Raw genomic sequence first — 11,858 nt, forward strand, 5'->3', positions numbered from 1 at the left:
GGCGTCGCGGAGAACTCGACAGGTCTCTCGTCCGGCCGCTGTCGGGCGACGAGGGGGTCTGAGGCGGACGGTGCCGCGACCTGTGTCGGACCTGTGTCGCATGTCCCACAGTGCAAGCTCCGCTGAGCCTAAGATGAGGGGATGCAGGAATTCGAGGAGTTCACCCAGTCGCCCAAGCTCCAGCACGTCCGATACGACGTCCGTGGCCCGATCGCCCAGGAGGCGGCGCGGCTGGAGCGCGAGGGCAACAGGATCACGCGGCTGAACATCGGCAACCCTGCTCCCTTCGGCTTCGAGGCTCCGGACTCGATCCGGGCCACGATGATCAACAATCTGGCGCAGGCTCAGGGCTACTCGGATTCCCGGGGGATCTATTCGGCACGCATCGCCATCGCCCAGTACTACCAGTCCCGCGGCATGACCGAGGCGGACCCGGATGACGTCTACCTCGGCAACGGGGTCTCCGAGCTGATCTCCATGGTGCTTCAAGCCATGTTGGCCTCCGGCGACGAGGTGCTCATCCCCTCGCCGGACTACCCGCTGTGGACCGGTGCCACCGCTCTCTCCGGCGGCAAGGCCGTCCACTACATCTGCGATGAGTCGAACTCCTGGTGGCCGGATCCCGAAGAGGTGGAGTCCAAGGTCACCGACCGGACCAAGGCGCTGGTGCTGATCAATCCGAACAACCCCACAGGCGCCGTGTACCCCCGGGAGATCCTCGAGGCCATGGTGGACATCTGCCGCCGGCACAACCTGATGCTGCTCTCGGATGAGATCTACGAGAACATCACCTTCGACGACGCGGAGATGGTCAACGCCTGCACCGTGGTGCGCGAGACCGGCAACGACGTCTTCACCATCACCTTCTCCGGGCTCTCCAAGACCTGGCGCGTGGCCGGCTTCCGCTCCGGCTGGATCTATCTCTCCGGGGCCACCCACCGCGCACAGAACTATCTGGAGGGCCTGACCCTGCTGATGAATATGCGCATGTGTGCCAACGTCCCCTCCCAGTACGCGATCCAGGCGGCCCTGGGCGGACACCAGTCCATCGAGGACCTCATCGCTCCCGGTGGGAGGCTCTACGAGCAGCGCACCCTCGCTCACCGTTTGCTCTCCGAGATCGAGGGCGTGGACGTCCATCAGGCCGACGGGGCCCTGTATCTCTTCCCACGGCTGGATCCGGAGATCTATCCCATCGAGGACGATGAGGCCTTCGTGATCGAGCTGCTGCGTCAGCAGAAGATCCTGGTCTCCCACGGGCGGGCCTTCAACTGGATCGACTCCAACCACTTCCGGCTGGTGACCCTGCCCAATGTGGAAGAGCTGGAGAGCGCCATCGCCGGCATCGCCGAGTTCCTCAGCGACTACCGCGACGCCGCCGCCACGCGCTGACCGCACCCGGACGCTGACCGCACCCGGACGCTGGCTGGCCGCAGGTCGGAGGCGACCCGCCGGACTGACCCGGGCTCGTCACTTCCGCCGGGTCAATCTTCCTCGGACGGGCCCTCCAAGGATTTCCTGACCTCTTCGAGCCGGGTGGTGGCGCCGTCGAGCCAGCGCTCGCAGCGGTCGGCAAGCGCCTCGCCGCGCTGCCAGAGAGCCAGTGACTCCTCCAGCGGCGCCCCTCCGGTCTCCAGCTTGGTCACCACGGCGATCAGCTCCTCGCGAGCCTGCTCGTAGGAGAGCTGCTCGACGTCGTCGAGCCGTGCAGCGGCGAAGGACGTCTCCGCGGTCTCGGGGGTGTTCTCACTCATCGTGTCTCTCCTGACGTCACGTCGGTCACATCTGCGGTGAATTCTCCTGCGGCCACCATGACCCGGACCTCTGTGCCCGGTGTCAGCTCGGCGGCGTCGCGGATGATCTGCTGCTGGGACTGGACCACGGCATAGCCGCGGTCCAGTGTGGACTGCGGGGACAGCCCTGTGACCCTGGCCCGGGTGTGGGTCACCCAGTCCTGGGCGCGGGCTACTGCGGCCTCCATGGAGACCAGGGCTCGACGCCGGAGGCTCACCAGATCTTCGCGGCGGGCTGAGATCATATCCTCTGGGCGGGCCAGCACCGGACGGGAGCGCACCGCTTCCAGCCATTCGGTCTCCCGGGCGATGAGCCGCTGAACACCTTGGGACATCCGTGAGCGTGCCGCTGTGATGTTCTCGCGCTCCTGGAGCTCCTCCGGGACGAGCAGCTTGGCTGAGCCGGTCGGCGTGGAGGCCCGCACATCGGCCACCTCGTCGAGCAGCGGGCGGTCCGCCTCGTGCCCGATGGCCGAGACCACCGGGGTCCGGGCGGATGAGACCGCGCGGATCAGCCGCTCATCGGAGAAGGGAAGCACCACCTCTTCGAGCGCGCCGCCGCCGCGGGCGATCACGATCACGTCCACTGCGGGCATCGCGTCCAGCTCGGCCAGGGCCTCCGCCACTGCGGTGGGGGCGGCAGTGCCCTGGACGGCCACCTCGCGGATCTCGAACTCTGCGGCGGCCCACCGAGCGTGGACGTTGCGCAGCACGTCCTTCTTCGCGTCCGAATCCCGGCCGGTGATCAGCCCGATGCGCGTCGGCAGCAGCGGCAGCGGCTGCTTGCGCGAGGGTTCGAAGAGCCCTTCGGCGGTCAGTTCGCGCTTGAGCTGTTCCACCCGGGCGAGCAGATCGCCCAGGCCCACCGGACGCATCTGGTGGGTGACCAGGGAGAGCCGTCCGGTCTTCTCATAGAGGTTCGGTTTGACCTGGGCCACCACGCGGGAGCCGGGCTGGACCACGCCGTCGAGGCCGGAGGCCACATGCCGCCATGCCACGCAGGAGAAGGAGACCTCCTGTTCGAGGTCCCGCAGGGTCATCCAGGCGTTGCCGTTGCGCAGGGTGAACTCCACCAGCTGGCCCTCCACCCAGGTGGGGGCCACCCGGTCGATATGGGCTTTGAGCTTGCCGGAGAAGTGAGACAGGGGCCATGGGGATTCCGCCGAGGTCTCGTGGCTGGAGCCGGGTAGGGTTGCCATGGTGACAGCCTATTGCAGGTCAGTGACATGGATCTGCGCCCTGTGGACAACTCTGGAGGTCTCGCCCCGATGCGCAATGCTCTCGCCGTCCTGTGCCTGATCCTCAGCGGTGCTCTGTCGATCGGAGCATTGGGGGCGCATCAGATCGACCAGCTGCTCCGCGACGAGGAGCCGCTGCAGGAGATCGCCGGGGATCTGCCCCAGGACGAGGAGTTCGGGGAGGCCGTGACACAGATCATGGTCTCCGAGCTCTCGGATCAGCTGCCGGAGCAGGCCCGCAGCTTCATCGGTGGGGGAGTCGAGGGCTTCATCAGCGGCGCGGTGCAGGACCTGCTCGACGATCAGCGGATGCACGAGGCCTGGGACGAGACGCTGCAGACCACCCGTGAAGGCTATGTCGATCGGCTGGAGCGGCTCTTCGAACAGGGCAGCAGCGGCAGTGCCTCAGAGCTGGACGTCCACGTGGAGCTGCAGCCGTTGGCCGGTGCCGCCATCAGCTCCATCGTGGACCGAATTCCCCTGGTCGACGCCGACAGCTTCGACATCCCCACTCCGGAGCTGGAGGTCGACATCGCCGCGGCCGCCACAGACGACGACGTCGACCCCTACACCTGGGCCACAGTGGCGATGGTCTCCCAGCATTGGCTGTGGATCGGCGTCGCCGCGGGTGTGCTGGCGGTGCTGGGACTGGCGCTCGGGCGGGGCCGCGGACGTGGAGCTGCGCTGGCCCTGGGCGGGATCACCGCCGCCCTGGGTGGGCTCTGGGTTGCGCTGAACGTGGCCTCCCCGGACTTCGACATGCCCGATGAGCTGCCTCAGGAGAACGTCGCGATCCTGGACTTCGTCCAGGCCCAGTTCACCGACTGGGCGCAGCCTAGCTGGTGGTTCTTCGTGGCCGGTGCGGCCGGCGTCGTGGTGCTGGGGGTGCTGGGTGCGCTGGTGGCCCGGCCTGTACAGCGCCGGTAGACTTGAGCTATGACCACCACCGCAGCGCCTGACCGTTCTCACGCCTCGCGCCAGCACATCTCGGTCCCCACACCGATGGTTCCGCGCCGGCGTCGCAGCCCGGAGGAGGTGGCGGCCGCCTCGACGTTCGAGGGGCCCCGAAAGGTCCTGCTCGCCGCTCCGCGCGGCTACTGCGCCGGCGTCGACCGTGCCGTGATCGCCGTGGAGAAGGCTCTGGAGACTCACGGCGCTCCGGTCTATGTGCGCAAGGAGATCGTGCACAACCGTCACGTGGTGGACACGTTGACGGAGAAGGGCGTCATCTTCGTCGAAGAGGCCGAGGAGGTTCCCGAGGGTGAGCTTCTGGTCTTCTCAGCGCACGGCGTCTCCCCGGCGGTCAAGCAGTCCGCGGCCGAGCGGAACCTGGAGACCATCGACGCCACCTGTCCGCTGGTGACCAAGGTCCACCGTGAGGCCGTGCGCTTCACCACCAAAGACGAGTACCACATCCTGCTCATCGGTCATGACGGCCATGAGGAGGTCGAAGGCACCTTCGGCCACGCTCCGGAGTCGACCACCATCGTCAACGGGCCGTGGGAGGTGGACCAGATCGAGGTCCCGGACCCGGACCGGCTGATCTGGCTGAGCCAGACCACGCTCTCGGTGGACGAGGCCATGGAGACGGTGGCCAAGCTGCGTGAGCGGTTCCCCAATCTGCAGGATCCGCCCAGCGATGACATCTGCTACGCCACCTCCAACCGACAGGCTGCGATCAAGAAGGTCGCCCCGCAGGTCGACCTGGTGATCGTGGTCGGCTCAGCGAACTCCTCGAACTCGGTTCGGCTGAAGGAGGTCGCCGAGGAGTACGGCGCCAAGCGGGCTGAGCGGGTGGACTACGCCAACCAGGTGGACGAGGCGTGGTTCGAAGACGCCCAGACCGTCGGCGTGACCTCGGGTGCCTCCGTTCCGGAGGTGCTGGTCCAGGAGGTGCTGCGCCTGCTGGAGGAGTACGGCTACGGCGACGTCGAGGAGGTCGTCACCGCCGAGGAGGACATCGTCTTCTCCCTGCCCAAGGAGGTCCGCAAGGCCCTCAAGGACGCAGGAGCCGACGACGTCGGCCGCGGCGGTCGCCGCCGCAGCGCCTGCAACACGGAGTAGGGGGCGTGAGCGAGGAGACCAGCAGCCGGGCTCTCGGCCATGAGCCAGGTTCACCGGCCTACCGTCGACTGCTGGTCTCGCTGTTCTTCATCGGGGTGGCGACCTTCGCCCAGCTCTATTCGCCGCAGGGCCTGCTGCCGCTGATCGCCACAGACCAGGGTGTGAGTGCCGATCGGGCCGCGCTCATGGTCTCAGCGGCCACGCTCGGGCTGGCGTTGGGCGTGATCCCTTGGTCGTATATCGGCGACGCGGTGGGCCGAAAACCCGCCATGGGCTGGGCCATCGGTCTGGCCTGTCTCTTCGCGGTTCTCTCTGCGGTGACCCCGATGGTCGCCGAGGACTGGGGCTTCCCGCTGGCGCTGGTCATGCGGCTGGTCGAAGGGTTCATGCTCGGTGGGGTCCCGGCTCTGGCTGTGGCCTATCTGAACGAAGAGGTCAGCAGCCGAGCCGCCGCGGTGGCTGCCGGCACCTATGTCTCCGGGACCACGCTGGGCGGACTCTCTGGTCGCATCATCGCTGCGCCTGTGGGCGAGCAGATCGGGTGGAAGCTGGGAATGCTCACCGTCACCGCTCTGGCGGTGATCTGTGTGGTGATCTTCCTGAAGCTGGCCCCGGCTGCGCAGAACTTCACGCCGCGGCGGACCCGCATGGGGGAGGCGGTGCGTGCTCTGACCGGGAACCTGCGCTCCAGCGCACTGTGGGTGATCTACCTGCAGGGGTTCCTGACCATGGGCGGCTTCGTGGCCATGTACAACTACCTCGGCTTCCAACTCACCGGCCCGGAGTTCGGGATGCCGCTCTGGCTGAGCTCCTTCATCTTCCTGGCCTATCTGGCCGGGACCTTCTCCTCGCCGCGGGCGGGGAAGCTGGCCTCGCGATACTCCCGCAAGCAGGTGCTGATCTGGGGCAACGTCATCATGATGGCCGGCGTCGGACTGACTCTGATCAGCAGCATCTGGATGATCATCGTGGGCATGGTGGTGCTCACCGGCGGCTTCTTCGCCTCCCACGCCGTGGCCTCCGGCTGGGCGGGCGCCTCAGCAGTGGCAGGTCGGGCCCAGTCGGCGTCGCTGTACAACCTGGGCTACTACGCCGGCTCCTCAGTGCTGGGCTTCATCGGCGGGATCTTCCTCCATCTGGCGGGTTGGCCCGGGACTGTCGGCATGGTGCTGGGGCTGGCGGCCGTGGCGACTGTGCTGGTGGCCGTCGTCCTGCCGCGCAACTGATAATGTTCTGTGAGCCCCGTCATGAGACGCATGTCACCGTGACGTGCATGACCCCGACCTGACAGGAGTGGCCGCGATGATGCCTCCACGTTCCCGGGTGACCGGTGACCACCTGAAGAAATATGACCCCCAGGAGCAGTCCGCCGCAGAGTCCCAGGACCTCTCCGCCGGTGCCCGCGCGGAAGCGCCTGAGCGGACTGCGCTCCTGCGCCGGCTGATCGGGCTCTCCGGCGGTGTGCTCGCCGCCCTGCTGATCTACTTCGTGATGCCTGCGGATATGGAGGTCTGGCCGCGGCTGACCGCAGCCACCGCGGTGCTGATGGCGGTCTGGTGGATGACCGAGGCGATCCCGATCCCGGCCACGGCCCTGATCCCGCTGGTCATCTTCCCGGTGCTGGTCCCTGCGGGCGACTTCGGCAGCGGGGACGAGGCCGCCGGCGGGGTGAGCTTCGACGACGTCGGGGCCAGCTACGGCAACAACATCATCTTCCTGTTCATGGGTGGGTTCATGCTGGCCCTGGCGATGCAGCGGTGGAATCTGCACCGCCGCATCGCTCTGCTGACGCTCTCGGTGATGGGCTCCAAACCGGTGAACCTGATCGCCGGGTTCATGATCGCCACCGGCTTCCTGTCTATGTGGGTCTCGAACACTGCCACAGCGGTCATGATGCTGCCGATCGGCATCTCGGTGCTGATGCTGGTCCAGAGGATCCGCCGGGGCGAGGAGCCCGGCTCGGTGGGCGAGTCCGGCGATGATCAGGCGGACGCGGAGGAGAAGAAGGAAGCCATCCGGTCCAACTTCGGCACGGCGCTCATGCTCGGCATCGCCTATGCGGCCTCAGTGGGGTCGGTCTCCACGATCATCGGCACTCCGCCCAACGCTCTGCTGGCCGGACATATGAGCGAGAACCACGATATGACCATCGGCTTCGGCCACTGGATGTTGGTGGGGGTCCCGATCGCGGTGGTCCTGCTGGTGGCTGTCTGGCTGCTGCTGACCCGTGTGCTCTTCCGTCCCGAGATCGATGAGATCCCCGGCGGTTCGGACCTGATGCGTGCGGAGCTGCAGAAGCTCGGTCCGATGAGTGCCGGCGAGATCCGCGTGCTGATCATCTTTGTGCTGGCGGCGGTCTCGTGGGTGACCATTCCGCTGATCTCGACCTACCTGATGGGTATGGACGACCCGTTCATCTCCGATGCCGGCATCGCCATGGTGGTGGGCCTGCTGCTGTTCCTGCTGCCCGGTGGGGCCAAGCCCGGTGTGCGGCTGCTGGACTGGGAGTATGCGGCCAAGCTGCCCTGGGGCGTGCTGCTGCTCTTCGGAGGCGGCCTGGCGCTCTCCGGTCAGTTCGGTGCTTCGGGGCTCTCCGACTGGCTGGGCACACAGATGGAGGGACTGGCCGGCATCCCGGCGTGGGTCCTGGTGCTCATCGCCGCCGGCGGCGTCCTGTTCCTGACCGAGATGACCTCGAACACGGCGACGGCGGCCACCTTCCTGCCCGTGGCCTCCGGCGTGGCGATGGGAACCGGCGTGGACCCCCTGGTGTTGGCGGCTCCGGTGGCTCTTGCCGCCACCTGTGCCTTCATGCTTCCGGTGGCCACACCGCCCAATGCCATCGCGTACGGGTCCGGCTACGTCACCATCGGTCAGATGGTCCGGGGCGGTTTCTGGCTGAACATCCTCTCCCTGGTGACCATCACGCTGGTCAGCATGACGGTGCTGGTCTGGGTCTTCGGACTGACGACATGATCCGCTAGATCAGGCGGTCCGTCTCAGCGGACTGCTCAGCCGACAGGCGGGGGCCGGGGTGGTTCACCTCGGCCTCCACCTGTTTGACCCGCAGGGTCTCGCCGAGCTCGTCCAGGGCAGTCGGCGAATCGGGAGCCTGCTCGTCCTGGCCGCTGAGCTGAAGGCGGCTGATGCTCTCCACCTTCGGCATGACCTGGCGTTCGATGTTGCCCAGCAGCCCGTTATAGGCCTGGACGGCCTGGCGCAGCCGGTCTCCGGTGCGTTCGAGGTGCTCGCTCATCTTCTCCAGCCGGCGGTAGAGCTCACGGGAGTGGGTGATGATCTCGTTCATGTTGTTGGCCAGCCGCTCCTGACGCCAGGCCGTCTCCACTGCTTTCAGGCTGGCCAGCAGGGAGGCGGGGGAGACCAAGGTGACTCCGCGGCCCAGGGCATAGTCCAGCAGCGTATGGTCGGCCTCCAGTGCTGCTGAGAGCAGGGATTCGGCGGGCAGGAAGCAGAAGATGACGTCGGCCGAGTGTTCCACGGCGTCGGCGTAGCTCTTCGCGGACAGAGCGTTGATGTGCTGTCGCAGCGCCTTGGCCTGTGCACCCGCGTCGGAGGCGTCCAGAGGCGCTTTGGCATCGATGATCAGGTGCCGCTGGCCCGGCAGATGGACCACCATATCCGGGCGCAGGGCGGCGCCGTCGGCGTCGGTGACTGAGTGCTGCTCGGTGTAGTCCACATGGGCGAGCATGCCGGAGGCTTCCACGATCCTGCGCAGCTGGATCTCGCCCCAGTGGCCGCGGGCTGTGGTGGAGTGCAGGCTCCCCAGCAGGGCCTGGGTGGATTCGATGATCTTCTGGTCCGACTGTGCTGCGGTCTGCAGCTGCTCACTGAGCTTGGACTGCTGGGCGGCGCGCTCGGTCTCCAGCTCCTGGATGCGGCGCTGCATCTCGGTCACGCCCTGGCGCACAGGGTGCAGCATCTCCACCAGCGACTCCCGCTCCCGCGATTCAGCGGCATCCTCAGCCCGCTGCCGCTCCATCTCCTGGAGTCTGCCCTGGGCCGCGGCGAGCTCCTGACTCACCACTCCGAGCCTCTCCTGGGCGGAGTCCAAAGCAGTACGCAGCTCGTCGCGCTCCTGCATCACTTCAGCAGTGCGACCGGCGTCCTCGGAGCTCCCCGCGTTGAGGCGGCGCAGCAGGACCAGGCTCAGCACGGAGCCCAGGATGATTCCGGCCAGCAGGCCGACCAGCAGTGACATCGAATCCATAGCACCAGCATCTCAGCAGCCAGGGACATGAATCGGTGACATCCGATGACCGGACTAGATTGTGTCGCTAACTAGTAAGCCGTACTATCTAGTTATGGATGTTTACCAGGAGTGGCCGGCCGAGTGGCTGCGCGGAGTCCTCGAACTCTGCGTGCTGCGAGCGGTCGCCGATGGCCCGACCTATGGCTATGAGATCTCCGCCCGCCTGGAGCAGGGCGGTCTGGGCAAGGTCAGAGGCGGCACTCTCTATCCCCTGTTGAAGCGGTTCGAGGCCAAGGGCTGGGTGGACGTCGAATGGCGGCCGGGTGAGGGCGGACCCGGCCGGAAGTACTACGTGCTGACTGCTGCGGGCAGCCAGAGGCTGGAACAGATGAGCACCCTGTGGGCGGAGTTCACCGCGACCACGGCGGGACTGCTGCAGGAGGCAGAAGCTGAACAGGCCGGTGTCGAGAATGATGAGGAGTCGCAGACATGAGCAAGCAGGATCAGAAGAGCTGGGCGCTGGTGAGGAAGCTGGCACCGGGTATCAGTCCCGAGTGGGCCGAAGAGTTCGTCCGCGAGCTGCGACTGCGCGGGGTCTCCGGTGAGGATGTCGGTTCAGCGCTGGCCGAGGTGGAGTCCCACTGTGCCGAGTCCGGGGAGTCGGTGGAGGAGACCTTCGGCCCGGCTGCAGACTACGCACGCAGCCTGCAGCTCCCGGCGTCGTCGCGGCAGTCCACTGCGGCGATGATGAGAGTGGCGGTGCCGCAGATCGTCCAGCTGCTGGGCATGTTCGCCCTGATCGCGGCCGCAGTGCCGCTGGCCACCGGGGAGCCGATGAGCGTGACGCTCGGTTCGACGCTCACTGCGCTGCTCGTGGCACTGACCATTCTGCTGCTGGTGTGGAAGACCGGGCCCGTGCTGCGGGTCCTGGCGGGGCGCGTCTGGGTCAGCGTGGTGGTGAGCCTCGGGTACTTCGCCGCCGTCGTGGTCCTCTCGGCAGGGCTGCGGCAGGAGGTCCTCACCCCGAGCCCGTGGTGGGGGCTGGGGGTCGGCGTCGTGTGTCTGCTGATCGGCACAGGGGCGCACCTGGTGCGCATTCGGCGCAGCACAGACGCTGAGGACGTGCTGACGGTGCCGTTCGAGGATCAGGAGGAGCCGGGGGAGCGGCGTCGTCAGATGCGCCGGGCCGAAGTGCTGCCCGTGGTGCTGATCCCGGCCTTCGCGGTGCTGAACTTCCTGGTGCTCTTCCTGCTGGCATGAGGAGTGGGCGCGGCGCCTGTGTCACCGCGATGGCATAGGCTGAGTGCTGATCGCATCCGACGGACATAATGAGGAGCATGCATGATTCGGGTTCTGCTGGTGCGCCATGGCGAGACCGAGTGGAATAAGGGCCACCGGCTGCAGGGGCACTCGGACATCTCACTGGCCGAATCCGGGGAGAAGCAGGCGGGCATCACCGGCGCCTTCGTCCGTGCCCAGAACCCGCGGCAGGCTCATGTGTCCTCGCTGGTGCGGACGCAGCAGACCTTCGAGCAGTTCGGGCTGGACCTGCAGCCGCACATCTGGGATGACCTGCGCGAGCAGAACCTGGGGGAGTGGGAAGGCGCCTACGCCACAGACATCCGCGACGGCTTCCCCGAGGAGTTCCAGGGCTGGCGTGCGGGGACCTACACTCCGGCCGGAGGGGAGTCCTATGAGGCGCTGGTCTCCCGGATGAAGTCCGCCTTCTTCGACATCGTCCGGGCCACTGCCGAGATCGAGCCCACGCCCTCAGCCGACCTGAGCTTCGACCTGCGCACCACGATGGCGGTCTCCCACGGGGCTGCTCTGCGCGTGCTCTTCGAAGGGCTGGGGCTCATCGACCGGGCGCAGTTCATCCCGCTGACCCCCGCCTCAGTCACCGTGATCGACATTCCGCTGCACCACGGCCCCGTCTCCAGCTCCCTGCCGCAGGGCGGCCTGGAGGACGAATCCGGTGATGAGGCCGAGCGTCGTCGGATCGCTGCGCTCACCGATGCCGAGATTGAGGACCTCTGCCGGCTGCGCCTGATCAACCTCTCCCCGGAGCTGCTCAACCCCGCCGCCACGGAGACCCCCGCGATCTGAGAGTTCTGACATGGACTACGCCCTGATCATCGCGTCTGTCGTGTCTCTTCATGCCGCTGTGATCATGTTGGCGGTGTGCTTTGCCGCTGGCGGCGGGATGGAGCGCAACAACACCGTGGGCATCCGCATCTGGTCGACTATGTCTTCGCAACGCGCCTGGACAGCGGGCCACCGAGCGGCAGTGCCCTGGTGCTGGGCCAGCGTCGTGATCTCCGTAGTGTTCCTCATCGTCGCCGTGGTGCTCCACCGCGATGAAGAACGCCTGAGCAGCAGTCTCCAGCATGCCGTGATGTGGCCCGCGGTCGGCGCGGTGGTCCTGGTCCTGCTCGTGGCGGGGTGGGCCTGTGATCGGGCGGCCAAGCGCGCCTTGGTCCTCGAACATCTGGGGGAGGAGCACGGAGGCGACGACCGCAGCTGAAGGATGCGCGTCGATTGGCACGTCTGAGT

12 protein-coding genes are annotated in these 11,858 nt (G+C 67.1%); 9 read left to right on the forward strand and 3 right to left on the reverse strand.

Going from position 1 to position 11,858, the window contains the following annotated elements; translation table 11 throughout:
* Positions 1-141 precede the first annotated feature (141 nt).
* Complete coding sequence (locus tag JOF45_RS03185) at positions 142-1,392, forward strand: pyridoxal phosphate-dependent aminotransferase (protein WP_210047881.1); 1,251 nt, start codon at positions 142-144, stop codon at positions 1,390-1,392.
* Positions 1,393-1,484: 92 nt separating this feature from the next.
* Here JOF45_RS03185 and JOF45_RS03190 read toward each other — a convergent pair whose 3' ends face one another.
* Entirely contained in the window at positions 1,485-1,754 is a 270-nt protein-coding gene (locus JOF45_RS03190; RefSeq protein ID WP_210047883.1) for an exodeoxyribonuclease VII small subunit, read from the reverse strand.
* On the reverse strand, positions 1,751-2,992 hold the full coding sequence (xseA, locus tag JOF45_RS03195) for an exodeoxyribonuclease VII large subunit (RefSeq protein ID WP_210047885.1): 1,242 nt from the start codon (positions 2,990-2,992) through the stop codon (positions 1,751-1,753). The genes JOF45_RS03190 and xseA overlap by 4 nt, the downstream gene beginning before the upstream one ends.
* Positions 2,993-3,019: 27 nt before the next feature.
* On the opposite strand from xseA, the gene JOF45_RS03200 reads away from it, so the two are divergent.
* From JOF45_RS03200 to JOF45_RS03215, 4 genes are all read left to right on the forward strand, one after another.
* A complete protein-coding gene (locus JOF45_RS03200; RefSeq protein WP_210047887.1) occupies positions 3,020-3,958 on the forward strand; it encodes a hypothetical protein in 939 nt (312 codons plus the stop codon).
* A gap of 9 nt (positions 3,959-3,967) precedes the next feature.
* Entirely contained in the window at positions 3,968-5,095 is a 1,128-nt protein-coding gene (locus JOF45_RS03205) for a 4-hydroxy-3-methylbut-2-enyl diphosphate reductase (protein ID WP_378578765.1), read from the forward strand.
* Between the two features lie 5 nt (positions 5,096-5,100).
* Positions 5,101-6,321, forward strand: a complete 1,221-nt coding sequence (locus JOF45_RS03210; RefSeq protein WP_210047889.1) for an MFS transporter — start codon at positions 5,101-5,103, stop codon at positions 6,319-6,321.
* A gap of 79 nt (positions 6,322-6,400) precedes the next feature.
* Positions 6,401-8,071, forward strand: coding sequence for an SLC13 family permease (locus tag JOF45_RS03215; protein ID WP_210051269.1), 1,671 nt, complete (start codon positions 6,401-6,403; stop codon positions 8,069-8,071).
* 4 nt (positions 8,072-8,075) lie between these two features.
* Here the strand turns inward: JOF45_RS03215 and JOF45_RS03220 are convergent, their stop codons facing one another.
* Positions 8,076-9,323 carry a DNA recombination protein RmuC gene (locus tag JOF45_RS03220; RefSeq protein ID WP_210047891.1) on the reverse strand — a complete coding sequence of 416 codons (1,248 nt, stop codon included), beginning with the start codon at positions 9,321-9,323 and terminating at the stop codon, positions 8,076-8,078.
* A gap of 94 nt (positions 9,324-9,417) precedes the next feature.
* On the opposite strand from JOF45_RS03220, the gene JOF45_RS03225 reads away from it, so the two are divergent.
* The 4 genes from JOF45_RS03225 to JOF45_RS03240 all read left to right on the forward strand — a co-directional run bounded on the left by JOF45_RS03225 (position 9,418) and on the right by JOF45_RS03240 (position 11,829).
* Positions 9,418-9,798 (forward strand): PadR family transcriptional regulator, encoded by a 381-nt coding sequence (locus tag JOF45_RS03225; protein WP_210047893.1) that lies wholly within the window; start codon positions 9,418-9,420, stop codon positions 9,796-9,798.
* Positions 9,795-10,565: a hypothetical protein gene (locus JOF45_RS03230; RefSeq protein ID WP_210047895.1), complete on the forward strand. Its 771-nt coding sequence runs from the start codon at positions 9,795-9,797 to the stop codon at positions 10,563-10,565. The genes JOF45_RS03225 and JOF45_RS03230 overlap by 4 nt, the downstream gene beginning before the upstream one ends.
* Positions 10,566-10,646: 81 nt before the next feature.
* Positions 10,647-11,411 (forward strand): histidine phosphatase family protein, encoded by a 765-nt coding sequence (locus tag JOF45_RS03235; RefSeq protein WP_210047897.1) that lies wholly within the window; start codon positions 10,647-10,649, stop codon positions 11,409-11,411.
* A gap of 10 nt (positions 11,412-11,421) precedes the next feature.
* The gene (locus JOF45_RS03240) at positions 11,422-11,829 is read left to right on the forward strand and encodes an SdpI family protein (RefSeq protein WP_210047899.1); all 408 of its coding nucleotides are present in this window, start codon (positions 11,422-11,424) and stop codon (positions 11,827-11,829) included.
* The last annotated feature ends 29 nt before the right edge of the window (positions 11,830-11,858 follow it).

The organism is Nesterenkonia lacusekhoensis, from assembly GCF_017876395.1.
Taxonomy (GTDB): Bacteria; Actinomycetota; Actinomycetes; order Actinomycetales; family Micrococcaceae; genus Nesterenkonia; species Nesterenkonia lacusekhoensis.